Raw genomic sequence first — 23,979 nt, forward strand, 5'->3', positions numbered from 1 at the left:
AGCCTGCTGGCTCTATCTCCAGCAGGCTCTCATTTCGAGTCTAGCAATCTCGTTATTCATTCTCGATATAGTAGCGTTCTTCTCCGAGTGTAATACTTGATTTTCCTTGCGTAATATCCGTAGCCCACGCCACAAATTGTTCAGCCTGATCAGCCTCAGGCAAGCAGCATACTGTCACCTTATCTGTAAAATCAACATGGCCAAGACGTGTACCGCGACCATGCAGCTCATTTTCCAGCTTCCCATACCAGGTATAGTCCACCTCTATGAATACCTCGCGATGCAGGACATACACAATCTCCTCTGCCGCCTCTATGCCTGCGACCGCTCCATCTGTATAGGCGCGCACCAAACCGCCTGCGCCTAACATAATGCCGCCAAAATATCGAGTGACGACTACCGCGACATTTTTCAATCCTTTATTTTTAATTACTTCAAGGATCGGCTTGCCTGCAGTGCCGCTTGGCTCCCCATCATCCGATGCTTTTTGAAACTGATCCCGCTCCCCTACAATATAGGCTGAGCAATTATGTGTAGCCTGGCGATGCAGACGCTTGATTTCATCAATAAATGCAATTGCTTCTTCTTCCGTTTCAACAGGTCGTGCGTAGCCGATAAAGCGTGATTTCTTAATGACAATCTCTTTATTGCCGTCCTGTCGTACTGTGCGATATCGCTGCAGCAACCTAATCCCTCTCCTTTACAAGAAATAATCCTGCACATTAGATCACACTGTGCAGGATTATTCATTTTATTACCGACTAAAAGACTGTCGATTATAAACGAGCTTCAAGCTCTGCTTTTTGTTTTTCAAAGCCAGGCTTGCCAAGCAATGCAAACATATTGGTTTTGTATGCTTCAACACCTGGTTGGTCAAATGGATTAACGCCTAGCAAGTATCCGCTCACTGCACATGCTTTTTCAAAGAAGTATACCATGTAGCCGAATGTGTAAGGCGTCATGTCCTGAATGTTTACGATCAGGTTAGGTACTTGTCCATCAGTATGAGCAAGAAGTGTTCCTTGGAACGCTTTTTTGTTCACGAAGTCCATCGTTTTGCCAGCAAGGAAGTTTAGACCATCAAGATCCGCTTCTTCTGCTTCGATCGTAATTTGCTCAGCAACCTCATTTACTTGAATGACGGTTTCGAAAATGTTACGGTTACCCTCTTGAATAAATTGACCCATAGAGTGCAAATCTGTCGAGAAGTCTACAGATGCTGGGTAAATGCCTTTGTAGTCTTTACCTTCTGATTCACCGAACAGCTGCTTCCACCATTCCGATACGAAGTGCAGGTTTGGCTCATAGTTTACAAGAATTTCAGTAACTTTACCTTTGCGGTATAGCGCATTGCGGATAGCCGCATATTGATAGGCTTCATTTTCAGCCAAGGATGGTTTGCTGTAGGCAACGGATGCATCAGCAGCACCTTTCATCATCGCATCAATGTCGATGCCTGCAACGGCAATCGGAAGCAAGCCAACTGCTGTCAGCACAGAGTATCGACCACCTACATCATCAGGAATGACAAAGGACTCGTAGCCTTCTGCTGTTGCAAGAGATTTTAGTGCGCCCTTTGCTTTGTCTGTTGTTGCATAGATGCGTTTGCGAGCTTCTTCTTTTCCGTATTTTTTCTCAAGCTCTGCACGGAAAATACGGAAGGCGATAGCCGGCTCAGTCGTTGTTCCTGATTTGGAAATAACGTTAATGGACCAGTCACGACCTTCAAGAAGCTGAAGCAAGTGCTTCACGTATGTAGAGCTAATATTGTTACCAGCGAACAAAACCTGAGGAGTTTTGCGCTGTTCTTTGGATTGAATGTTATAGAAGGAGTTGGATAGCATCTCGATCGCTGCTCTTGCTCCCAGGTATGATCCGCCAATACCGATGACAACCAGCACTTCAGAGTCCTGTTGAATTTTATCTGCCGCTTTCTTAATACGAGCAAACTCATCCTTGTCATACTCTGTAGGAAGGTTAATCCAGCCCAAAAAGTCTGAACCTGCACCTGTACCATTATGTAGCTGCTCATGTGCAACGCGCACCTGCTCAGAGAAATAATCTACCTCATGCTGTCCAACAAATGCCAAGGCTTTGCTGTAGTCAAATTTTACTGTATTACTCATCGTTTTAACGACCTCCAAAATTCCGAAGCATAGCTTCAATCTCAAAAATGAAATGACTTTTAATTAAGAATATCGAATTTGCACCGTAAACACAAGTACAGCAGCTATAATAACTATTGAATAGAGGTACAAATAAGTTTTATATGAAGCTTGTAAACCCGAACAGCAAATCAATATTGGCTCAATAATAAGGAGAGATCATCAAATACACGATAACGCCTGTCAAGCTGACATATAGCCAAATTGGCATCGTCCAGCGCGAGATTTTGCGATGCTTCTCAATTTGATTGGTTAATCCGCGAATGACTGAAAATAGCGCGAACGGGACAACAACGGCTGCCAGCACAATATGCGTAATGAGGATGAAGAAATAAATGCCGCGCAGTATTCCTTCCCCGCCGTAAGAAGTAGACTCCGTTAAGTAGTGATACGTTACATATGACACCAAAAACAAGGTGGTAGAGACAAATGCAACTCCGACAAAGGTTTTATGCATCTTAATGTTTTTCTTTTTAATGGCTACTAGTGCGACCACAAGCGCCAGAAACGTAAAGCTGTTGAATATTGCGTTAAGCATCGGCAGTATTTTTACATCAAATCCGATTTCCCCCTCGTAACCAGGAAGAAAAAACAATACCGCAATCAATGCAACAATGACCACTGTCAGCGTCATAACGAGCGGCGTATAATTTCTTTCTTTCATGAGCTGTTGAACCTCCTCAAATTTACCTATTTCTTATACTTTAGCGTATTATAAATCGCTATTCCACATCATTGGTGACGCTTTTGTAACAGAAAAACGACGTTTTTGCAAAAAAATTGCTAGTTCCATTCTTTAAAAAGAATAAAACTAGCATCCGTTAACTTCAATTCATTTATACATTTTTACGAGATGCAGCTCGCGGTATTTCCCTGGCGTCAGCCCTTCCTTTTTGCGAAACGTTGCAACGAAGTGGCTCACATCATTAAAGCCTGTCTGTTCTGCTACCTCGCGCAGCGCCAAATCAGGGTAATCGAGCATAATTCGCTTGGCCTCTCGAATGCGCAGCTGAATGAGAAATGAGTACGGCGTTAAACCGAATGCCTGCTGAAAGCTTTCATTCAGCTGCTGAACAGCGACATGTGCCTGCTCCGCAATTTCCTGAATCCCAATATTATGAGATAGATTGCGCTCCATCCAAGTAACGATCGGCTGTAAGGTTTGATAGGTTTGTGATAGGGATGGCTGCTGGTTGAACATGCCAAATTTGTGAAGCTGCATTAAAAAAGCATACAACGCTGTGGAGCCTTCAATACTGGATAATGTAGTCGAGGCTGCAATGCGCTCGAACCAGTCTCTAAATAATTGGTCGAATGATTGATCTGCATCTTCCTCATAAAAGGTGAACGTATCCATTTCAAGTGCTTTCATGATAGAAGCTGACGATGCACCGCCATATGTAATATAAATCGTAGACCAACGTTCTGAGGTTGGATAATAGCTATGCGGTATGAATGGTGCAAGCAGGACACCCATCCCCTTCGCCAGCTTCATCTCCTCGCCATGCATCTCGAAGCATCCCTCTCCGTCCAGCGTATGCAGCCAATGATAGAACGGGTACCCATCTGCCCGTTGAAATGCTCGTTCCCATGCGCTGTAGCCAATGGACTCCACATATAACGGCAGGGAGCGTTCCAGCGAGGTAAAAACATAACGAATATTCTTTTCTCCCCAATTCAAGGCATCACCACCTGATACCTCTCATTATATTATCCTTCTCGAAATGCGTCGAGTGAATCCAGCTTATTTCCTTTGTAATCAAAAAGCGTAAGATTAGACCAGTTATTCTCATGCCCTACTGACCAATTCGGCTTCGACGGAATCCAGCAGGGCTCCCAATAGTAAAGCCCCATTCCAAGCTGATCGGGCAGCTCTCGAATCCGCTTCATAAGCTCCAGCAGCCACTGCTTCTGGCCATCGACTGTTGGAGGAAAGCCTGGATGTACCCAGTCCTCCGTATGGAATATAAGCGGCTTATCGTCTGGCGGCGTCATCGTCCACGGATAGGCAACCTCTACTACGATAATTGGTTTTTTATAGCGTTGTGCCAAATCATGAATATTATCACTAACCTCCTCAAGCGTACCGTGCCACCACGAATAATAGGATAGTCCGATGATATCGTAATCGATTCGTAGAGATGAAAGCTTGTCATAGAAAAAACGACTCGCTTCATTATCACCGCCGCGATCAATGTGAATCATAATCGGAATGCTGTCCTCATCGCTCGTTGCAGCTTGAACGCCGCGAATGCCCGCTGCAATCAGCTGTCCGAGCTTCTCCCATTGCTTGGGTGTGTTATATTCGCCATCTACCTTTCCTGCATCCCAGATCATGCCGTTGGTAATCTCATTGCCAACCTGAACCATATCGGGCAGTGTTCCTTGCTCCTTTAGCTCGGATATAAAGGAGGCCGTGAACTCCTCAACTGCAGCGACCAGCTCTTCAAAGCTCAAGCCCACCCAAGCCTTTGGCATATGCTGCTTGCCCGGATCTGCCCAGTAATCCGAGTAATGGAAATCCAATAAAAAATGAAGTCCTTTATCCTTGATCCGCTTAGCCATCATGAGCGTTTTCTTCGGGTTGCAATAATCGAACTCAGGGTTGTTCCAGATGCGCAGACGAGCAGCATTGACCCCGCTATCCTTCAATATATCAAGCACATCGCGTTTTTTACCGTTTTCATAAAACGCTCCGCCTTCTTGTTCAATCTCATCGACAAATGAAATATCTGCGCCTTTAATAAATGTAATGGTCATCCTCATTCGCTCCTTTATTGAGAGAAATTTGAAATATGATCGATAGTTTTATTATAAAGCGCTTGCAAATTGGCGGATATATAAGAAAACGCAACAAAGCATATAAGAATTAGCAATATCTAAAAAGATAAAAACTTGAACAAGCGACTAAGAGAAACAAAGACGCTGCAGCAAGCTTAAGCAAGCGATGCAGCAGCGTCTTTACTATTTGGAGCGACTTCTCCTTATTAACATCCAAGTCAACGCGCCAATCACCAATGCCAGCGCTATGTATACAAGGAAATCATTTGATCTTCCAGTTGGGGAGAGCTCATCATGAATCAGTCGAAACGATGAATCGAGCTCCAAATCCATTGTATTGGTATTTTCATAGCGTTTCTCTAGCATGGCTTGGAACTCCTTTATGCTCTGAGTATTAGTTTCAGATGGTGGTTCCTGAGAGAAAACAAGCCTTTGAATCGTATTATCTTGTTCATATAGCATATAATATTCATCTGCTGGGACATCGTATAGAATACGCTGGTTGTCTTGCAGCTTTAACAAGCCTTCAGGCAGCTCAGGCGGATATCCAATTGCGGATAAGCCGTAGCTTCCATCCATAAGCATCTCCGTTCCAATCGCATTTACAGGTTGATTATCTTGAAAAATAACTGCAATCCAGATAGGCTGGTCCTCTACGTAGATATGATCGGATTTGCCAAGTGCAAAGTCCGCATTGATGCGATACACCGGATGTAAGTTGCTAAAGGTAATACTCCCCTTTTCCTCCTTGAAGCCCCATTCAGTTGGCACATCTGCAAACACTACATCCTCTACAATTTGAAAGAAATGCTGTTCTGCAAATTGAGTCGCTTCTAAAGGTGGTTGAATCGAACTTGCTAAAGCACGCTGACTTTCTAATATAAGAGACAGCAGCACTGCCGCAATCAGTAAACGTCTAACATGAAGCACGAAATACCCTCCTTGTTATTCATCTTATATTAGATTGTACCACACATATTTTCCTCTTAATAACTTTATACCTGTTATAGATTAAAACGTTGCGGACAAATTGTATAGACATTGGAAATTCATTTGGGATAAAAAAGCAGCTACTACTGGATGAATCAAGCGAAACGGTACTATAATAGCTTCCGTTTATAGCTAATTTTAATTGAAATCACTTTACCGTTTACAATAATTACCTTATAATAATTTTAGAATGAAACTAGGTTTCACCAAGCGGAACTGCTTTGAGTCATGATAAGGAGAGTGCGTGAGATGAGTGAGGGATTTAAATTTGAAGGAATTGATCACGTACAGCTGGCTGCTCCTGCCGGCTGTGAGGAAAAAGCACGCTTGTTTTATGGTGATCTGCTTGGCTTCAGAGAGCTTGAGAAACCGCTCGCCTTACAAAAGCGTGGCGGTGTATGGTTCCAATGCGGCGAGCAGCAGGTTCATATTGGCATACAGCCTGATTTCGTGCCCGCTGTGAAAGCACACCCTGGCTTTCAAGTCATCGGATTAGAACAACTGCGCAGCCATTTGCTGCATCATCAGCAAACGATTATGGATGACAGTGATCGGGTTGGTGAAGGAGTAAGTCGATTCTTTATTAACGACCCGTTCGGCAATCGGCTAGAGTTCCTGGAGTATTAATATAATGAGTGCATAATTCGAAAAAGGGCAAGTCGCTCGGGTAACTTTCTACCAGCATTGTGGATAGAATCTACCAGTCACGGCTATGCCCTTATGTTCATGAAGCGTTGTTGGCTATCGTCTAATCGGTTCTGAGCTAATTATACCATAGCGATAAAGCAGCTTTTTCCCGAACAAGCCCACCAATCGATCGGTCAGAAAACCGATCAGACCTAATGAAATGAGTCCGACAAATATCCAATCTGTTCTAAAGAACAATCTGGAATTCCAGATCAGATAACCCAAACCTTCGTTGGCAGCAATCATCTCTGCACCGATAATCGCCATATACGATGTCCCCATCGCGAGACGTACCCCTGTGAACATATATGGTACCGTTGCGGGGATGATGACATGAATCAGAATTTGCCATTCTGACGCGCCCAGGCTGCGAGCTGCGCGAATTTTATCCTCCTCTACAGCCAGCACGCCTGTTAGTGTATTCATAATGACGATAAATAAGGTCGCGTACAAAATGAGTGCTATTTTAGACTGCTCACCTATTCCAAACCACACCAAAAACAAGGTGATAAAGGCGATTGGCGGAATAAAACGAATAAAGTTGAGAAACGGCTCTGCGAAAATACGTACAATCGTTACTCTTCCAATTAATAAGCCCAACGGAATCGCAACCAAACTGCCTAGCATCCAGCCAACAAATACACGATAGAAGCTAATGCCAATGTAATGAAGCAGCGATCCGTCCGCAATAAGCTCTATCGCGCTTTGCAGCGTCACAAGCGGTCCAGGTATGACGTCAGGGCCGTAAATGAGAGCACCAACTTGCCAGATCGTAATAACCAATACCCAGAGCAAAACGTTGGCAACCAGCTTATTCTTCAGAAGATTCATAGCTTTGCTCCTTTCCTAGATCGAATACTCATGATCAAAATGAGCTTGAATCGTTTTTTCCAGCTTAATAAAATCAGGCTGCCCCGGATCACGAGGATAGTGAAGCGGAACGTCATAGATATCTGTTACTTTACTGTTCGGACCACGTGACATAATGCCAATCCGTTGTCCCAGCAAAACCGCTTCACTGATATCATGCGTGACAAAAATAACGGTTTTGCCTGTTTGTCTCCAAATATGCGACAGCTCCTTCTGCATCGTGCGCCGCGTCATCGCATCCAATGCGCCAAACGGCTCATCCATAAGCAAGATCGAGGAATCGTTCGCCAGCACCCTCGCAAGCTGGACACGCTGCTTCATGCCGCCTGACAGCTCGCGGGGATATTTCTGCTCATGACCTTGGAGTCCGACCAGCTCAATGTAATAACTGGAGATTTCATTACGTCTTGCTTTGTCGACTTTTTTCATTTTTAAGCCAAACTCAACATTTTGCCTGACATTCAGCCACGGGAACAAGGAGGCATCCGCCTGCTGAAACACAACTGCGCGATCCTGTCCGGGCTTTTCGACCTCTGACTTGCCAACTTTAAGCTGACCGTCTGTTTTGCTGACAAAGCCCGCAATCATATTGAGCAAAGTAGATTTTCCGCAGCCGCTGGGGCCAAGCAGAACGAAAAACTCCCCACTCTTGATCGTTAGGTTTACGTCCTTCAATATATAATGCAGTTCTCCTTTAGCTGTATGATCGTAGCTTTTATTAAGACCTGAGATCGTAATGCTCTGCTGTTGATCGTTAACCTGTGTAGCTAATGTCATCCTCATTCCTCCCTATGGTACAAACGTTACACGTTCAGGCAATACTTCTTGCAGTAAGCTAAGATCAAATTTCGTAGCAAGCTCGAAATCCTGCTCAATAATGCCTTCACCGAGCATATAGTCCTTCAATCGGCTAATGGTCGTGTGTGCTTCCTCTGAATAATGAATGCTCCATGTGTTATCCTGCAAATCTCTAATCGTATGCTCACGCGGCTGCTTCACCTTGTCATACATAATGTCCGCTACGCGCTCCGGGTTGTTTTCAATAAATTCACTTGCTTCATTAATCGCCAGCAAAAAGTTTTTCATGCCTTCGCGATTCTCTTCAATGAGACGATTGGCGACAATAATATCACCGCCAATGCGAACATCTGTAGCAGCCATATCGGTGTATGCATACGCATTGTCGAGCTCCTCAAATTTATCAAGCAGCACAGAGCCAGTTACCCATACGCCGTTAATCTCGCCGCCTTTTAGCGCAATATAGCTTTCATCGAAGCCGCCTTGACCAATAAACTGAACCTCATCCGTATCGACCCCTTGCTCGGTAAGGAACTCATCCCACAGATAAGGAATAAATGTACCACGGCTAAAGCTCAGCTTCTTCCCTGCAAAATCCGTTGCAGACTGAATATCGCTGCTCACATACAGCTTCCAGCGCTTTGCATCCTTCTCACTTAAGCCTGTTCCAGTGGCTGCAAGGATCGAGTACTCTCCCTTGGCTACAGCGTTTAACACTGGAAAATCAGCGCCGAAGGCTACATTAACCTGATTAATAAACAGTGCATTAATCCCTTCTGCTGGAGTAGCAAACGTTGCAATGGTTGCATCTATGTTGTACTTTTCAAAAAAACCTTCCTCCAGCGCTACCTGAAAGGTTGGATTGGTCACGATATCAGCAATCGTCAGCTTCGTCGTCTGGGATGAAGCTGTACCTCCATCGTTAGATTGCTGCGGCGTTGCTGCCTTTTGATTGCCGCATCCCGATAAAATCAATGAAAATACTAGGATTAATACCAAACTCCACTCTAATTTATTTGTTTTCATCGTCCATTACTCCTCTTGATTCACTTGTCTTTGCTTCACCTCTAAATTGCTTACAACACACAGCGCACCTTCAAGCGCATCTGGATGAGCTGCTTCCGTTCCAGCAACCTCTACCACAGAGTCTGTTCCGCTAGGAGCCGCCCCCGGCACGCGCAGATTTGCAACATCGAGCGGTTTAATCTCGATCTCTACTGGCTTCTGGAGCTGCGGCACCCACTCATATGGAAGACGGTAGGCACGATAAACCATATTGGCGTTATAGTTGTTTTTATACGGAGATATATACTCCCATACGATTTCATACTCGCTTGTAACCTCGAACAATCTACCGTCAGCACCTTCTGTAATGAGCGTGTTGCCGTTCGGCAACCGCTGTGCCGAGCTAATATATGGACTGTAGAAGCGATAGGAGTCCGTTGGCTCATTGAAGCCAGCTTTCGTTGGCGTGTATTCCCATTCGATTTCCAGTGATACCGGATTTATTTCCAACACACGTGAATGATCGCGCACAGCATTTTTCAAGCCGTAAGGTGAAGCGGGATTCGGCAGGCCATATCCACCCCAGCCGCCATTATCAAATACGAGCAGATTCCCTTCGCCCGGTAAACCCTTCGGAATAATATGAGCATGATGCTGACCGATAATCCATCCTAGATGCTTTACTTCAGGCTTGGAGTAATCAGGTCCAAGCTGCCACACAATTTTACCTGTCTTCTTATCCGTAATCGCAATAATATTGGACTCGCGCGCATCCCATATCACATTGTCTGGATGGAAGCGTTCATCTCCCGCATCATAAAATTTATTCGGTCCTACGTACGAAGCAGAATTAATATGCATCCAGTCGCCATCTGCCGACTCACTGCTAAAGGAGCGAGCGTTCGGATTGCGGAATAGCACATTTTTCGCCGCTTCATCAAAACCGAGCTCTTCGAAATGATCACTGACACTCCATTCCCATACAATATTGCCCTCGTAATCAACCTCAATAATAACATCATCAAGCAATCGTTTATCCGATATTTCGGGCTTTTTCACGTTGCGATGCGCGAGAATCAATGTTTTGCCAGAGTCTGTCTTCGGCTCTTGCCCCGGGGCATAATAGCCAACGGGATTGCCTTCACGCTGATAATCATGATGCTGACGAGCCATCCATTGCGGCTCATTATCAGGGTCTTCAATAAACTCTAGCTTATCGAATTTCCATACGATATTGCCATCAAAGTCAACCTGCACCAAATTGGCTTCATCCTGAAAGCTATACCGTGGATCTCGCTGCTTCGTACTGCCAAGCACATAGCCGCCCGGGAATATTTTGTTAGGAAACCCTCTTAATCCTTTCCATAAATGAACCTCTTTACCGTTCATATCAATCAGCAATGCACCTACATTTGGCGCCTGAAAAATGGTATAGCCGCTCCATGCCTTTTCTGGATTATAGATCGTTGCTCCTGTTGGATAAATCGTTGGATGTCCCATCTTCAACACTCCTTATATTAAAATTAATAAGATAAAAAATGATCGTTCTTGCTTTGCTGCGTTTGGGGCTGAGCAGGTCGATGCTTGGCGACAGCTTGATCCGATTCTCGATTCGGGCTGCTTTCATCGGTACTCTGTTCATTCTTGTCATTTACCACTACGGCACTCATAATTTGTTCTGACATCCCCTCAACATTTTCAATCAATTTGCGGAAAATATGAAGCTGCTGAGTGACCTCATCTTGCGAAAATCCGCGAAAGATCAGCTCCATATTAAGCTGTCCAATATTGTGATAGCGCTCGAGTAATCCTATGCCTTGCTCCGTGATGTTCAGATAGATTGTTCTACGATCCTCCTTGTAGCGTATGCGTTCTGCATATCCCCCTTCCTCCAGCTTGTCGCATTGGGCAGTAATGGCGCCACTCGAAAGATCTAGCTGCTCGGCGAGATCGCTCATGCGTTGCTCGCCTAAAAGCGAGATTTGGCGTAAAATCATGACACCTGGCAAAGTGATACCCTCAATCGTGATTTTATCGCGTTCTTTCACATACTTTCTGACCAGCTTGCGAAACAAATGATCTAGTTCCTGCAGCTGTACGTAATTTGCGTCGGTCATAATCCCTCCTGCCTCGTGGTTGAACAAAAAAGGCACGAAATCAATCGCCTCCTCTTAATAAGGGTAGCAATAGATTTCGTGCCTTTAGTCGTCTAATCGGCCACTACTTCAACGGAAAACCTTTTAACGTTGAAGCTTTTGATATTGAAAATATGATGCTTGAAATGTATAGCTCAAGCTTACTCCAACAATTCCAATGTGTCAAGTAGGAATTTATCAAAAAAATAACGGTGCTGCAGAGCATCTCTACAGCACCGTTATGTTGCAGCTTACAGATAAGAGCAAACGTAGTCTGTCACTTCAGTGACAACCAGCTTGAACTTTTCATTCGCTGCTACTTTGAATTCGCCTTCGCCTTTAATATGAATCCATTCCGCTTGTCCTGGCAAAAGCACCTTTAAGTCACCAGCCAAAATTTCCATAATCTCAATTGTATCGGTTCCAAACTCATACTCGCCTGGCAGCATAATCCCTAATGTTTTTTTCGTACCATCAGGAAATACCACTGCACGGCTCGTTACTTTACCATCAAAGTATACATTTGCTTTTTTGATTACAGAAACGTTATCGAATTGAGACATTTAGAAATTTCCCCTTTGCTGATTGAATCTATCGGAAGCAGTGGCTATTAAAGCATTGCTTTAACTTTGCTCACTACGTTCTCAACTGTGAAGCCATACTCTTTGATTACACGATCGCCAGGCGCTGAAGCACCAAACGTTTCAATGCCAAGAACATCGCCTTTGTCGCCAACGTATTTGTGCCAGCCCATTGGATGAGCCATTTCCACAGCAAGACGAGCTTTAACCTCTGGAAGAATAACAGAATCCTTATACTCCTGAGATTGTTTATCGAACAGCTCCCAGCTAGGCATGCTGATAACACGAACTGCGATGCCTTCTTCAGCAAGAGCTTTTTGTGCTGCTACAGCAAGCTGAACCTCAGAACCTGTTGCAATAATTTGCGCAACTGGATTAGCTGCATCTGAAACAACGTACGCACCTTTTTTAATGTTCTCGCGAACACCACTCACTGTTCCTTCTAGAATCGGAAGGTTTTGACGAGTAAGCACTAGGGCAACAGGAGCACCTGTATTTTCTACGGCATAAGCCCAAGCTGCAGATGTTTCATTAGCATCAGCTGGACGAATAACGGTTAGATTAGGGATAACACGAATCGAAGCTAACTGCTCGACTGGCTCATGTGTAGGGCCGTCCTCACCAACAGCGATCGAATCATGCGTCAGAACATAAATTGCAGGAATGTTCATCAGTGCAGACAAACGAACAGCTGGACGCAAGTAATCTGTGAATACAAAGAATGTACCACCAAATACTTTTAGACCTGCATGAAGCAGCATACCGTTCACCGCAGCCGCCATGCCGAACTCACGAACGCCGAAGTAGATGTTGCGGCCAGAGTAATCCTCAGGGCCAAAGCTTGCTTCGCCATTAATATGTGTCATTGTAGAGCTTTCAAGGTCAGCTGAGCCCCCAACAAGGTTAGGAACGTTTTTCGCAAGTCCGTTGATCGCTTTACCAGATGCAACACGCGTTGAAACAGCAGCATCACCTGCTTGGTACGCAGGAAGATCTGCATCCCAGTTTTGCGGCAGCGCGCCAGTAATCGCAAGCTCGAATTGCTTCGCTAGCTCAGGATGAGCTGCTTTATAAGCCTCGAACATCGCATTCCACTCGGCATTTGCTTGCTCGCCTTTTGCTTTTACTTCGCTAAAATGAGCGCGAACTTCATCTGGAACATGGAACTCATGGTTCTCATCCCAGCCGTAGAATTGCTTAGTCAGCTTTGTTTCGTCAGCACCAAGCGGTGAACCATGCGTACCGCCGTGACCACCTTTACCTCCTTTGTTAGGAGAACCGTAGCCGATCATTGTTTTAACTTCGATCAAGGTCGGTCTGCTTGTTTCAGCCTGAGCTTCTGCTACAGCCTGCTCAAGCGCAGCAAGATCGTTGCCGTCTTGTACGCGAAGCACTTGCCAGCCATAACCTTCAAAACGGCTTTGTACCGTTTCAGAATAAGATAGGCCTAGCTCGCCATCAAGCGTAATATCGTTGGAGTCATAAAGCACTACCAGCTTGCCAAGCTTCAAGTGACCAGCAAGCGAAGCTGCTTCATGAGAAATCCCTTCCATCAAGTCGCCATCGCCGCAAATAGAGAACGTATAATGATCTACAACTTTGAAATTGTCCTTATTGTATGTAGCGCCAAGCTGAGCTTCAGCCATCGCCATACCAACAGCCATTGCAATACCTTGTCCAAGCGGACCTGTTGTTGCGTCAACCCCAGCGGTATGACCAAACTCAGGGTGTCCAGGTGTTTTAGAGCCCCATTGACGGAACTGCTTCAGCTCGTCAAGCGGAAGATCATAACCAGAAAGGTGAAGCAGGCTGTATAGAAGCATGGAGCCATGACCTGCAGACAGAACAAAGCGATCACGGTTAATCCAAGATGGGTTCGCCGGATTATGATTCATTGTTTTCGCGAATAGTGTATAGCCCATTGGAGCAGCGCCCATTGGCATACCAGGATGTCCTGATTTCGCTTTTTCGATTGCATCAATTGCTAATGTACGAATCGTGTCAATTGACAATTGATCAATTGATTTTTGAGAAACAGTCATTTCAGTTTCCTCCCAGATTTATCTTTTGTAGAAATACGTCATATTTTCATTAATACTTTGAACATTGTACCATCACTTTTTAATTAAATACAACCGTCTTGTTCTGATGAACAAGGATGCGATCTTCCAGATGCCACTTGACTGCTCTAGCCAAAACAACCTTCTCAATCGTGCGGCCAATTCGCTTCAAGCTGGTGATATCATCGCGATGCGTAACACGCTGTACATCCTGCTCAATAATTGGTCCGGCATCCAGCTCTTCCGTTACATAATGTGCGGTCGCGCCGATGATTTTAACGCCGCGCTTGTAGGCTTGCGCATAAGGGCTTCCACCAATAAAAGCTGGCAGGAAGGAATGATGAATATTAATAATACGGTTCGGGAATTCCTCGATAAATTTAGGCGGAATAATTTGCATGTAGCGCGCAAGCACGATCAAATCAGCTTTACCTGATACGAGCTCCAAATGCTTGCGTTCTGCCTCCGCTTTTGTATCCGGTGTTACTGGAACATGGTGGTAAGGAATACCGAAAGACTCTACTTGCTCCTTCATATCAAGATGGTTGCTAATAACCATCGCAATATCCGCATCAAGATCGCCCGACTTCCACTGCCATAGCAGCTCATTTAAGCAGTGATCCTCTTTTGATACGAAGATCGCTAAACGCTTCTTGCGGCTGGCACGGAAAGTGCTCCACTTCATATTGAAGCGATCTGCTACTCGATTGAAATCCTCTACAATAACAGGAAGCTCCTTCTCCAAATCATTCAAATCAAATTCGAATCGAATGAAGAACATGCCTCCTTCAGGATTCATCGTATATTGATCGGATTGCACAATGTTAGCGCCGTGCTCATGTAAAAACTGTGAAACAGTTGCCACGATTCCTGAACGGTCCGGGCATGAAATAAGCATTCTCGCGCGATTTTCATACTCGCGATTATTTTGTGATGTAGCTTGTGACATGATAACCTTCCTTTATCTTTAAGTATTAGGGTGTGTCTAAGAATTGCACCTACAGATACGCCCTAGAAGTTATCCAAACCTGACAATACTGCGATCAAGCGTTGGTTAACTTCGCTTTCTGACAAATCAGCGCTCAGCGCTTTACCTTCTATTATTAGATCATACAAGCGCTCCAGCGGCTCGCGCGGATCAGCCTTTTTCGCCTTGGCATCGCTTTTGAGCAGATCCCATGTACTTGCCGTAAATTGATTCGGATCGATATCCTGACTGGCAAAGAAATGCTTCAAACGCTCGAGATCCTCAACAAACTGCGGACCGAAATGTGAAGATACATCACCACGCAGCAAAGCAATTTCAATCTCATACATTGGTGCTGTTCGCTTAGCATCCTTGCCAATCCAAGGGGTTTCCAGAATAAATGGTCTGCCCTTCAGTGCTTCATGGTGAACAACATTGTGAATCGTTTGGAACCCTAGATAGCCCGAACCAATTGGCGCGTGACGATCCTTGTGCGCCGCAATACTGTTTTTGCTATCATTAATGTGAACAACCGCGATGCGATCAAGACCTACAATATCGTCAAATTGCTGCAGCACACCATCCAGATCGTTCACAATATCATAGCCTGCATCGTGAATATGGCAGGTATCAAGACAGACTGTTAGACGCTCGTTATGCTCCACCTTCTCGATAATTTGCGCAATCTCCTCGAACGTACGGCCAACCTCCGTGCCTTTGCCAGCCATCGTCTCAAGTGCGATGTTTACACTTGTTTCTGAGGTTCCAGACAATACTTCATTCAGTCCTTCTGCAATACGAGCAATGCCGTAAGCAGCATCCTTATCTGTATAAGCGCCCGGATGAAGCACAATATTTTTTACCCCAATATATTCAGTACGGCGAATTTCTTCTTGGAGAAACGTCACGCCCAGCTCATAGGTGGATTCCTTATATGAACCAAGATTGACAATGTAAGGGGCATGTACAACAATTTCGTTAATGCCTGCCTGCTCCATCAAAGCTTTGCCTTCTTCGATATACAATGATTCAATAGGCTTGCGGCGCGTATTTTGCGGTGCGCCTGTATAGATCATAAAGGTGCTAGAATCATAGGAAACAGCTTCTTTAACCGCCGTTACCAGACCTTTATCTGAAAACGACACATGGGAACCGATTTTCAACATATTTTAACTCTCCTTCTGAGGTTAATCACACTTTATTGTAGTGCAAGCCTACAGCATTCCGCAAGCTATCTTGCTACATCTTTCCCAACTTTCAATGATTCTAGCTAAAAAGGTGCCCATCGCGCACATTTCAGGCTATAATATCTATTAGAACGAGCAAATTTTTGTCGAGGTGAACTTCCATATGTACGACTGGTTTATGTATTTCATTATATTTTGGGCGATCGTAATGCTCGTCGCCATGGGTATCGGTGGATTCTTCATGTTTCGTAAGTTTTTGAAAATCATGCCGATGGGCGATGGCAAGTCGAAATTAGACTGGCAAAACTATTGGGTTGAATCGAGCCGGCATATGTGGACAGATGAATCCAAGGCATTTCTAGCCGAGCTGGTTTCACCAGTTCCTACTCCATTCCGTGACATCGCATCACATTCCATCGCTGCTCGAATTGGACAAGTTGCCATCGAAAGCGGAGCGAAGGAAGTAACAAGAGATCACTGTATTGAAGGCTACATACGAGCAACGCCGAAGCGCGATTATAAGAGCCTAGTTGCCTTTTTGAACAAGAAGCAGATCGATTATAAACGCTATGAGCATTTAATTAATAAATAGCGAAACGCAACCTTTTCGGCCTGATATGCGTATATAACAGTAGACTGTGCTTATGATGTACTTTTCATGTTGAACATAAAAGTATATTCAGATGGTCATGAAAAGTTTTAGGAGGTGGCTATTCAATGAAATGGAAAAGTAAAATGAAACGCACAGCCACAACTACAAGTGCAATTCTTCTTGCCCTTATGCTTGCTGCTTGTAGCGACAACAACACAACCATTACGCCAACTGCCACGCCAGACACAGAGCAGACTGATCAAGGCTCGATTCCTTCTGATAACCTGCCTGATGGAACAGGTACTTTGGATCCTGGTACGCCTACGCCAGATCAAGACGAACAGGGATCAGGCAATGACGGAAATGGAGATGCAAGCGATACAGATGGCAACGTGAGCTACAGTGATGTTCTATCAGCTGAAGGTATCTATATCGGAGCTGCCGATAATCATAGTGTTGAAATTAAAGTAGATAACGACTATCTCATGTTCCAAATCGATGATACGCTAGAGCATATTATTACGGATTACGCAGGAAACGAAGCCGTAACGTTTGAATATGTAGAGAAAACGATTGAAGATCTTGGAGCTAAGCAGTTGTGGCTGAAAAGCATTGAGAAAAAGTAATGCTTTAATCTAACCATCAATCCATACTATACGAAATAAACAGCATATGATCGAAACAAAAAACGTCACGTTTAAGCTATAGGAGCCTGAACGTGACGTTTTTTCGTTCTACATTGTTCACAGTGTGCGTCAGCTGGCAGGAATGAAACCATTGCGTTTAGCTTGGAGGGCATTTACCATGAAGTCTATTTTGTACTTCGCAGCATTCAGTATCCTTGCAGCCACATTTATTTTCCAACCATATCAAACACATCAAGCACATCATAATTCTGAAGTAATAGCAACTGAGGACATAACCAAAAAGGCAGTTGAAGCCGAACTTCTGCATATTGAATTCGAGGATCAAATTATCGACGCAGACCTAATTGCAAAGGTGAAAATAGGAAAACTATTAGATGAATTCGATGAGCCTTCACCGAAAACCTTATTAGAAGCAAGTATTCTAAACGTAATAAAAGGGAATGACCCGTTAACTTCCATCCAGGTTTTGCAGAAGGGCAATAGCAAATGGTTATTTGAGAACAATGATATCCTGCAGGAAGGCAGTGAGCACATTTTGTTTCTAAAGCATACCGATACAGTCGAACAGCCTCTTACATTTTGGATTTATGGAGAAGAAACCGGTATGTATGCTGATCTAGGGAATGGTCTATTGGAAAAAGCAGCATATCCTGCCCCGCAACTGCGTTCCATTGAAACTGTCTCGCTTAGCCAGAGTTTGAGTTCGCAATCTGAAACAGGCAGAATAATTCAAATTGTTTATGAAGACTTGTTCATTGATTTAATTGAAACATACCTCGATAATGAGTAATCCAACAATTTATTAAGCTGCAAAAAAATCCTTTTTCTCTCAATGGTGCATAGTCCTCAATTATAAATTCCATCATCGCAACATATAGCTCAGCACAATAACGCAGGATTGAATGATTTCTAAAGAAATGTCAAGTTCAACTCCTCCCAAATGGAGTCTAGACTTGACGTTTTTAGTGTTATCTATTTTTTGTTTTATTTATTTTAACCATTTTGACCAATCATCAGAGTATTTATATGTTTTTATGTTTCAGGAGGATGTCAATTAGCTCACAAACTCATACACAGGCCCCTCTTGACTGGCAAGCTGCAATTTGTCCCCTGCCTGCAACGAGTACACTTTATAGGCAACCATAAGCTGACCATTCAAATACGTACCATTACGTGAGCCAACATCCTTGACTTCAAGCCTTCCCTGCCTCCACTCCAGCTCCAAATGGACGCGCGACACGCCTTTGGCCTCCTCCTGATAGTGGACGCCTTCCTCAGCACGACCGATGAGAAAAGGGGCGTCGCCAAGCATTATATTCTCTTGCTTGCCGTGCAGCGTGCGAACGAGCATAGGCTGTTGATTTAACATCACCGTAGCATGAAATTCATCCAATTGGACCGTTGCTAACGAATGGCTCTTAGGAGTCACTTTAGGCTGGTTAGCTGCTGTTCCAACATGAAGAGCTGAGTGTGGCTTTCCTTCCGAAACAGATGAAGGAGCTGCTGGCTGCGCCATGACTTGCTTTGGCACACCTTCCTCTACTGCTGTCTGAAGCGACTGCAAGCGAGAAGATGCGTGTACAGCATGTTCCGTCATCAATTCAAACGAGATCGGTTCATCTAGTCCTCTCGTATCCATCCATGTCTTGATAGGCTTAAATAAAAGCAAACCTAAAAGAGCCAGCAAGCCGATTGTGATGCCGCTGCAGAGAAGCAATTGATCCAAGCTCCGTTTCTCAGCATAGAGCGTGAACCACGACAGGCCAATTGCGGCAACAATTAATACAGCCACCGCAGCATGCTTCCATGTCAAGCTTGCAGCATCGTCTTCCTCTTCCAGTTCCAGCTCATCATCCTCTAATTCCTCAATATGCTTAAAAGCAGGTGGCTCTGAGCTTTCCAAGATCGTGCGGACACGATGCTGCTTGCTCAGCAGCTGATTCTGTACCTCTTGCTGATCTTGATGTTGCGCCTCATTTTCTTCCGCTAATTGCAGCTTTCTCTTCTTATGCGCCTCCTCCCCGTGGTTTGTTCGAGAAGATGGGACGTGCTGCGAGGAATGAACAGCTCTGAAGCTTTCCTGATCCATAGCGGAAGCTAGCTTTTCATTTACTTTACGGTCATGTAAGCTCTGCTTCACTGAAGTTTGCGTTTGTTCATGAATGAGATCAAGCAACAGCTGTCGCAGCGGATGAATCGGAAGCTCGGCTGCAGAAAGGAGCTGTAAAATTCTATGGTAGCCTGCCGTATCCAGATCGGCAACCAGACTCGACCAGCGAACGGCTAGCAGCAGCAAACTCTGTCCAAGCTGATCCGATAATGGCTGCCTGAGTGGCAAGTAAGCCAAACCAATGCGTTCCTTCGTATCATCGATATACATCACTTGTTCATCCAGCATGCAGCACTGCGGCCTCAGCATATAGTCATAGCAAGTAGCCAAACCATCCGCGATGGAAAGAAGCAAGCTATAATATTGCTTCATCGTTAGCTGTTCTGTTCTGAGAACATGTGTAATCAGACGATAGCCATTAATTTCATAATTAAAGCTGATACGATCATCTACCTCTAGCCAACTCATCGACAACAGCGTATGAATCGTATTATCGCTTAACATATTAAGTTCCAGCTCATGCAATTCATGACGATGAAACGGCTCTTTGCCTGAAATCGTCATTTGATGTCCGTTATAATTTGTAAAATCAATATGAATAGATCGCATCACGATTAATTTTGCTGCCAATAAGCTGCACGCTGCAGTTCCATATCATAGCAGCCCCTCCTTTTCTTTTAGACTTATCCTATCCCCCAGGAAACAACCAAACAATCATCATCGCAGGCGCAACAGCCAGCATAAAGGGAAATTGGTGCAGCTTGAACACCCCAAGCAGCATGAGCCTTTCAGATGCAGGCACTTCAACAAGCAATGCATTCGAATAATAATGGCGTCGTTTCATTATTTTTAATATCGCCTGATAACCAAGCAGCAGCAGAGAAATAACGCCGCCAAAAATAAAGGACAGCACCATTAGCTGCACGATAGACGATACTCCTAATAGTGAGCCAAGCGCAGCGAACAGCTTGACGTCTCCAGCTCCAATGCCCTTGCACAAAAATAGCAATAGCATAGGGATAAAGCCTGTCACAAGACCAAGAAGCGAGGCTGCTAAACCAGCCCCTCCATCCATCACGCCATGTGTGAGCAAGCCTGCTGCCAAACTGCCAAGCACAAGCCAATTTGGTATTCGAAAATAAGTCACGTCATAGTATAGGGCAATCGCCGCTGTCCCAACGGCCAGCCATAAATGAATCATCATGTGTCGTATTCTTCCTTTCCCTTGCAGCATTGTGAGATTTAGCTGAAGCAATGCAAAGCTATTACTTTTTAACTTGAAAAGGCTGCTCCAGGCTATATTCAGGCTCTGTCAATTTTAATCGAAGTGTCCACATGCCTGGTGTTGTGTTTCCTGAGACATGCCAGGTCCATTCGACTTCACCCTTATCATTCGAGGTTGTTGTCCCTAGATTTTTCGCTACGCTACTGCCGCTCTTATAGACCACTTCTAGAGATATCGACGAATTCGGAAGCGTTACAGCCTTAACGGTTGCCTTTCTTCCAGGTTTAAGCGGATTTGGCTCTATAGAGGTAACGTAAATATAAGCGTCCTGTTCATCTTCAATAGAAAATGAAGCCGATTGCGAATCTGGAAGCCACACGCGCTGCATCGCCTGTTCACGTACTGATAAACGATGACCAAAAAACGGAAGTGAGAAGGGCAAATCATACTGTAGAGCGACGATGACATTATGGTCGGTGTAGTGTACCAAATCAGGAAGCTGCAAATAAACAAGCTTAATTTGCTCCTTATCAAGAAACGCATAATGATTGTCACCTATGATGACTCCCTCCAACAGTTCTCTTCCAAGCACAGTAGTCGCAAGATTAGCCGCCGGCCAAAAATTCCCCTTAGCCCCTTCCTTAAGCAGCTGATCAAGCGGGTGTGGCAGAAGCTCGCCAAGCTCATACACAAGCTCAGAGACTCCCTCTGTTGCATCACCGAACGAAGCCTGCTCGTTAGCGTTTAGCCGTTCATTCAAATAATCCGCAGCAAGTCCCGCGGGGTGCATATAGTTGGCAAGCTTTTGTGCCGACTGTGAGGCTATATGCTGCAGCGTCATTTGCGCTGAAATTGCCATAATAACTACGTAAAACACAAATAAAAAAGCAATGAATATGGGCATGACCAGTGCAGCCTCAAACGTGATTGATCCATCCTCAAGTCGAAGTTCGGATCTATATCTTTTAATATGACGCAGTGACCATTTCCATTTTTTTATAAACATTCCCTTCAACCTCACTACCTGTCGCACTTTGTGCTATTAATGCATTCGCGATTTCTGGAAGGAGCCACAGCTTCATGGACAGCTGGGCTGAAGCTGTGAGGGAAGTTGGAAGCTGTAGCAGCGACAGTCCTGTATTCTGTTCTATAACCGCGATCATTCTAGAAAGCTTTGCTGGCTTATTGCCAAAATGAAGCAGTAAAAACAACCGCAAATACTGCTCATAGCTAACATCAATAGGTACATACTTGGATAGCTCTGTTTTGCCATTCTTCATAAGCTCATTCATATCTTGAACAGCATATCTAATACCATGAGCAACGGCAGCCCCCAATATTAGCAAAGGATGAGTTAGTCCACGATTAGCAACGAATCCTTCTATCGTTCGAATAGCAAAACGCACTGCGAATATTTCACCATAAGCGAGCAGCACATTCGCCAGCGGCTTATGAACACCATACAGAATATACTCCACTTCTTGCTTTGAAGCCTGAAACAGCTCAGACGATAATTCACCTTCTGATAGAGATATTTCCCCTAACGGAAACAAGGCATATTTCCCTAGAATGAATTCATTCAAATAGATTTCATTTCGAACATTCGTTGCAGCTTGCGCCATCAAGCCCATCACTTTTGAAAGCTGTGCTGTAGATTGCTGTGCCTGCTGCTTTCCATTGCCTGACAATGTAGATGCTTCAATACCAGCTGAGGCTTGTTCTGCATTGCGCTCGGCATTAGTTCGATAACGGCTGTGCAATGCGTCATAGTCAGCCTGTGCCTCTTGAAGCTTTTCTCCAGACTGGAATAACGATTTTAACGCTTCAAATGCATCCAGCTCTTCTTTAAATTGCTGCTCGTATTGCGCAAGCTGAGAGATTACCTCTTGCTGCTGATTAATATTGCTCTCCCAATGTGCGATTTTAGCACCATTGGTCGAATAATCAGTATGGTAGCTTTCAATATGCTGCTTCAGTTGTTCTCGCAATTCGGAAGCAGAACTAAGCTCTCTGCTATTAGCAGTGCTTGTATTCGGACGATCTACTAAAGCCTGAATCATATCGGCCAAGCTTATACCATCTGATACAATTGCTGTCGCTTCAGCTAGCTGTGTCTGGATTGCACTACGGTACTGCCTAAAGAAGTTCTCTCCACGGATCATCGTGTCATCAAACTGCAGCTCATTCAGCTCTTGGTCTAATTGATTAGCTCCCGAAGGCTGCCGGTTATGCTGTTTCAAGTACAATTCATACTTGATGGAAATGGTTCTATCCAGCGCTGATGCAGCTTGAATATGATTGTCTATCTCATCTGCCAGCCTACTAGCACGTTCGGGAAGCTGATTTCCTTCCTCCCTAATAGCTTGCACAACATTGCTTGCCGTTCGTTGATAGGAGCTAATTTGAGAGCCGTATCGATCCAAGCGATCATACAGTTTTTCAAGTGCTTCAGGCTCGATTTCTTCTAACGAATCGTTGATTTCTTTTAAGATATCATCCTGCTGTTTGATCCAGCCTATGTACTGTCCATAGCTGTTGATCGTGCTTTGCGAGCTTTGAACAACTGAACTCTTAAATCTGGAGGTCAGGATGCTGCCCAGCTGTTTTTGTTTGGTCAATGCTTGCAAAAGCAACTCCTCGCGCTCCTTGAACAAATGCTCCAATTCAATCATGACCTCCATTAAACCTGATGCTTTATCGACAGCACTTTGTATGGGCAACCATTCTTCCAACAGCTCAACTGTAAAGTCTATTGGGCCTTTATACTTCATCTCTTCCAGCACCTGACGTTCGAACACCTGATGCTGTCCTAAAAACTCTGTTGGAAAAACCGCTATGTCCTCCAGCTTCGCTGCTGCGAAGTCACTGCCTTGATCAAATGAGAACACTGATAAACTATTCATCAGATTCAGCTCCAAGGCTTGTCTAAATAGCTGCTCACTATCTGTTCCACCTCTTGCAAACAAACCATATTTCGTATAGAGCTGGCGATCATACGCAGAAACCATAGATTGTGCCGATAGCTTCACAGCAGATTCAGTCGTTCGCTGGAACAATAGAATACGTGACATATCAATTAGCACCATAAAAAATACGACAAGCAGCATCATGATTAATGCACAAAAAACGGTCACGGTTCCATCTGATCGAAAAAACAAAGCTTTCATTCAGCACCTACC

At 44.5% G+C, this 23,979-nt stretch carries 23 protein-coding genes; 4 read left to right on the forward strand and 19 right to left on the reverse strand.

Going from position 1 to position 23,979, the window contains the following annotated elements:
* Nucleotides 1-52: 52 nt before the first annotated feature.
* The 6 genes from ACFP56_RS03870 to ACFP56_RS03895 form a co-directional block, all read right to left on the reverse strand.
* Complete coding sequence (locus ACFP56_RS03870) at nucleotides 53-685, reverse strand: YigZ family protein (protein ID WP_379231303.1); 633 nt, start codon at nucleotides 683-685, stop codon at nucleotides 53-55.
* Between the two features lie 91 nt (nucleotides 686-776).
* Nucleotides 777-2,126, reverse strand: coding sequence for a glucose-6-phosphate isomerase (locus tag ACFP56_RS03875; RefSeq protein ID WP_379231305.1), 1,350 nt, complete (start codon nucleotides 2,124-2,126; stop codon nucleotides 777-779).
* A gap of 181 nt (nucleotides 2,127-2,307) precedes the next feature.
* Nucleotides 2,308-2,829: a DUF420 domain-containing protein gene (locus ACFP56_RS03880; RefSeq protein ID WP_379231307.1), complete on the reverse strand. Its 522-nt coding sequence runs from the start codon at nucleotides 2,827-2,829 to the stop codon at nucleotides 2,308-2,310.
* Between the two features lie 168 nt (nucleotides 2,830-2,997).
* Nucleotides 2,998-3,846 carry a helix-turn-helix domain-containing protein gene (locus ACFP56_RS03885; protein WP_379231309.1) on the reverse strand — a complete coding sequence of 283 codons (849 nt, stop codon included), beginning with the start codon at nucleotides 3,844-3,846 and terminating at the stop codon, nucleotides 2,998-3,000.
* A gap of 29 nt (nucleotides 3,847-3,875) precedes the next feature.
* On the reverse strand, nucleotides 3,876-4,925 hold the full coding sequence (locus ACFP56_RS03890; RefSeq protein WP_379231311.1) for a glycoside hydrolase family 53 protein: 1,050 nt from the start codon (nucleotides 4,923-4,925) through the stop codon (nucleotides 3,876-3,878).
* 204 nt (nucleotides 4,926-5,129) lie between these two features.
* Complete coding sequence (locus ACFP56_RS03895; RefSeq protein WP_379231313.1) at nucleotides 5,130-5,876, reverse strand: hypothetical protein; 747 nt, start codon at nucleotides 5,874-5,876, stop codon at nucleotides 5,130-5,132.
* A 309-nt stretch (nucleotides 5,877-6,185) separates the two neighbouring features.
* Here ACFP56_RS03895 and ACFP56_RS03900 point away from each other — a divergent pair, with 309 nt between their 5' ends.
* Nucleotides 6,186-6,563 carry a VOC family protein gene (locus tag ACFP56_RS03900; protein WP_379231315.1) on the forward strand — a complete coding sequence of 126 codons (378 nt, stop codon included), beginning with the start codon at nucleotides 6,186-6,188 and terminating at the stop codon, nucleotides 6,561-6,563.
* 114 nt (nucleotides 6,564-6,677) lie between these two features.
* On the opposite strand, the gene ACFP56_RS03905 is transcribed toward ACFP56_RS03900, so the two are convergent.
* The 9 genes from ACFP56_RS03905 to ACFP56_RS03945 all read right to left on the reverse strand — a co-directional run bounded on the left by ACFP56_RS03905 (nucleotide 6,678) and on the right by ACFP56_RS03945 (nucleotide 16,205).
* Nucleotides 6,678-7,454 carry an ABC transporter permease gene (locus ACFP56_RS03905; protein WP_379231317.1) on the reverse strand — a complete coding sequence of 259 codons (777 nt, stop codon included), beginning with the start codon at nucleotides 7,452-7,454 and terminating at the stop codon, nucleotides 6,678-6,680.
* Between the two features lie 15 nt (nucleotides 7,455-7,469).
* Nucleotides 7,470-8,270, reverse strand: coding sequence for an ABC transporter ATP-binding protein (locus tag ACFP56_RS03910; protein ID WP_379231320.1), 801 nt, complete (start codon nucleotides 8,268-8,270; stop codon nucleotides 7,470-7,472).
* A 12-nt stretch (nucleotides 8,271-8,282) separates the two neighbouring features.
* The gene (locus ACFP56_RS03915; RefSeq protein WP_379231322.1) at nucleotides 8,283-9,317 is read right to left on the reverse strand and encodes an ABC transporter substrate-binding protein; all 1,035 of its coding nucleotides are present in this window, start codon (nucleotides 9,315-9,317) and stop codon (nucleotides 8,283-8,285) included.
* A 6-nt stretch (nucleotides 9,318-9,323) separates the two neighbouring features.
* Complete coding sequence (locus ACFP56_RS03920) at nucleotides 9,324-10,796, reverse strand: aryl-sulfate sulfotransferase (protein ID WP_379231325.1); 1,473 nt, start codon at nucleotides 10,794-10,796, stop codon at nucleotides 9,324-9,326.
* 23 nt (nucleotides 10,797-10,819) lie between these two features.
* Nucleotides 10,820-11,413 carry a MarR family winged helix-turn-helix transcriptional regulator gene (locus ACFP56_RS03925; RefSeq protein WP_379231327.1) on the reverse strand — a complete coding sequence of 198 codons (594 nt, stop codon included), beginning with the start codon at nucleotides 11,411-11,413 and terminating at the stop codon, nucleotides 10,820-10,822.
* A 269-nt stretch (nucleotides 11,414-11,682) separates the two neighbouring features.
* The gene (gene ppnP, locus ACFP56_RS03930; protein WP_379231329.1) at nucleotides 11,683-11,994 is read right to left on the reverse strand and encodes a pyrimidine/purine nucleoside phosphorylase; all 312 of its coding nucleotides are present in this window, start codon (nucleotides 11,992-11,994) and stop codon (nucleotides 11,683-11,685) included.
* A gap of 47 nt (nucleotides 11,995-12,041) precedes the next feature.
* Nucleotides 12,042-14,054 carry a transketolase gene (gene tkt, locus ACFP56_RS03935; protein ID WP_379231331.1) on the reverse strand — a complete coding sequence of 671 codons (2,013 nt, stop codon included), beginning with the start codon at nucleotides 14,052-14,054 and terminating at the stop codon, nucleotides 12,042-12,044.
* 79 nt (nucleotides 14,055-14,133) lie between these two features.
* Entirely contained in the window at nucleotides 14,134-15,021 is an 888-nt protein-coding gene (gene purU, locus ACFP56_RS03940; protein WP_379231333.1) for a formyltetrahydrofolate deformylase, read from the reverse strand.
* Between the two features lie 62 nt (nucleotides 15,022-15,083).
* Complete coding sequence (locus tag ACFP56_RS03945) at nucleotides 15,084-16,205, reverse strand: deoxyribonuclease IV (RefSeq protein WP_379231335.1); 1,122 nt, start codon at nucleotides 16,203-16,205, stop codon at nucleotides 15,084-15,086.
* Nucleotides 16,206-16,389: 184 nt separating this feature from the next.
* Between ACFP56_RS03945 and ACFP56_RS03950 the strand changes: the two genes are divergently transcribed.
* The 3 genes from ACFP56_RS03950 to ACFP56_RS03960 all read left to right on the forward strand — a co-directional run bounded on the left by ACFP56_RS03950 (nucleotide 16,390) and on the right by ACFP56_RS03960 (nucleotide 18,255).
* The gene (locus ACFP56_RS03950) at nucleotides 16,390-16,818 is read left to right on the forward strand and encodes a DUF2621 domain-containing protein (RefSeq protein ID WP_379231337.1); all 429 of its coding nucleotides are present in this window, start codon (nucleotides 16,390-16,392) and stop codon (nucleotides 16,816-16,818) included.
* A gap of 125 nt (nucleotides 16,819-16,943) precedes the next feature.
* Nucleotides 16,944-17,444: a hypothetical protein gene (locus ACFP56_RS03955; protein WP_379231339.1), complete on the forward strand. Its 501-nt coding sequence runs from the start codon at nucleotides 16,944-16,946 to the stop codon at nucleotides 17,442-17,444.
* A gap of 142 nt (nucleotides 17,445-17,586) precedes the next feature.
* A complete protein-coding gene (locus tag ACFP56_RS03960; protein ID WP_379231341.1) occupies nucleotides 17,587-18,255 on the forward strand; it encodes a hypothetical protein in 669 nt (222 codons plus the stop codon).
* 264 nt (nucleotides 18,256-18,519) lie between these two features.
* On the opposite strand, the gene ACFP56_RS03965 is transcribed toward ACFP56_RS03960, so the two are convergent.
* The 4 genes from ACFP56_RS03965 to ACFP56_RS03980 form a co-directional block, all read right to left on the reverse strand.
* Nucleotides 18,520-20,205, reverse strand: coding sequence for a DUF6382 domain-containing protein (locus ACFP56_RS03965; protein ID WP_379231343.1), 1,686 nt, complete (start codon nucleotides 20,203-20,205; stop codon nucleotides 18,520-18,522).
* A 58-nt stretch (nucleotides 20,206-20,263) separates the two neighbouring features.
* Complete coding sequence (locus ACFP56_RS03970; RefSeq protein ID WP_379231345.1) at nucleotides 20,264-20,779, reverse strand: A24 family peptidase; 516 nt, start codon at nucleotides 20,777-20,779, stop codon at nucleotides 20,264-20,266.
* 61 nt (nucleotides 20,780-20,840) lie between these two features.
* Nucleotides 20,841-21,806, reverse strand: a complete 966-nt coding sequence (locus ACFP56_RS03975) for a TadE/TadG family type IV pilus assembly protein (RefSeq protein WP_379231347.1) — start codon at nucleotides 21,804-21,806, stop codon at nucleotides 20,841-20,843.
* Nucleotides 21,766-23,967 carry a hypothetical protein gene (locus tag ACFP56_RS03980; RefSeq protein WP_379231349.1) on the reverse strand — a complete coding sequence of 734 codons (2,202 nt, stop codon included), beginning with the start codon at nucleotides 23,965-23,967 and terminating at the stop codon, nucleotides 21,766-21,768. Before ACFP56_RS03980 ends, ACFP56_RS03975 begins: the two co-directional genes overlap by 41 nt.
* Nucleotides 23,968-23,979: the final 12 nt, after the last annotated feature.

The sequence above is a fragment of the Paenibacillus septentrionalis genome, assembly GCF_042659865.1.
GTDB lineage: Bacteria > Bacillota > Bacilli > Paenibacillales > Paenibacillaceae > Pristimantibacillus > Pristimantibacillus septentrionalis.

What these genes read in the sequence shown, in the direction of transcription:
- ACFP56_RS03925 (WP_379231327.1), bottom strand. Translation starts at nt 11,413, where the DNA reads ATGACCGACGCAAATTACGTACAGCTGCAGGAACTAGATCATTTGTTT.
- ACFP56_RS03920 (WP_379231325.1), bottom strand. Translation starts at nt 10,796, where the DNA reads ATGGGACATCCAACGATTTATCCAACAGGAGCAACGATCTATAATCCA.
- ACFP56_RS03905 (WP_379231317.1), bottom strand. Translation starts at nt 7,454, where the DNA reads ATGAATCTTCTGAAGAATAAGCTGGTTGCCAACGTTTTGCTCTGGGTA.
- ACFP56_RS03955 (WP_379231339.1), top strand. Translation starts at nt 16,944, where the DNA reads ATGAAATGGAAAAGTAAAATGAAACGCACAGCCACAACTACAAGTGCA.
- tkt (WP_379231331.1), bottom strand. Translation starts at nt 14,054, where the DNA reads ATGACTGTTTCTCAAAAATCAATTGATCAATTGTCAATTGACACGATT.
- ACFP56_RS03980 (WP_379231349.1), bottom strand. Translation starts at nt 23,967, where the DNA reads ATGAAAGCTTTGTTTTTTCGATCAGATGGAACCGTGACCGTTTTTTGT.
- ACFP56_RS03910 (WP_379231320.1), bottom strand. Translation starts at nt 8,270, where the DNA reads ATGACATTAGCTACACAGGTTAACGATCAACAGCAGAGCATTACGATC.
- purU (WP_379231333.1), bottom strand. Translation starts at nt 15,021, where the DNA reads ATGTCACAAGCTACATCACAAAATAATCGCGAGTATGAAAATCGCGCG.
- ACFP56_RS03915 (WP_379231322.1), bottom strand. Translation starts at nt 9,317, where the DNA reads ATGAAAACAAATAAATTAGAGTGGAGTTTGGTATTAATCCTAGTATTT.
- ACFP56_RS03875 (WP_379231305.1), bottom strand. Translation starts at nt 2,126, where the DNA reads ATGAGTAATACAGTAAAATTTGACTACAGCAAAGCCTTGGCATTTGTT.
- ACFP56_RS03975 (WP_379231347.1), bottom strand. Translation starts at nt 21,806, where the DNA reads ATGTTTATAAAAAAATGGAAATGGTCACTGCGTCATATTAAAAGATAT.
- ACFP56_RS03970 (WP_379231345.1), bottom strand. Translation starts at nt 20,779, where the DNA reads ATGATGATTCATTTATGGCTGGCCGTTGGGACAGCGGCGATTGCCCTA.
- ACFP56_RS03880 (WP_379231307.1), bottom strand. Translation starts at nt 2,829, where the DNA reads ATGAAAGAAAGAAATTATACGCCGCTCGTTATGACGCTGACAGTGGTC.
- ppnP (WP_379231329.1), bottom strand. Translation starts at nt 11,994, where the DNA reads ATGTCTCAATTCGATAACGTTTCTGTAATCAAAAAAGCAAATGTATAC.
- ACFP56_RS03890 (WP_379231311.1), bottom strand. Translation starts at nt 4,925, where the DNA reads ATGACCATTACATTTATTAAAGGCGCAGATATTTCATTTGTCGATGAG.
- ACFP56_RS03900 (WP_379231315.1), top strand. Translation starts at nt 6,186, where the DNA reads ATGAGTGAGGGATTTAAATTTGAAGGAATTGATCACGTACAGCTGGCT.
- ACFP56_RS03960 (WP_379231341.1), top strand. Translation starts at nt 17,587, where the DNA reads ATGAAACCATTGCGTTTAGCTTGGAGGGCATTTACCATGAAGTCTATT.
- ACFP56_RS03950 (WP_379231337.1), top strand. Translation starts at nt 16,390, where the DNA reads ATGTACGACTGGTTTATGTATTTCATTATATTTTGGGCGATCGTAATG.
- ACFP56_RS03945 (WP_379231335.1), bottom strand. Translation starts at nt 16,205, where the DNA reads ATGTTGAAAATCGGTTCCCATGTGTCGTTTTCAGATAAAGGTCTGGTA.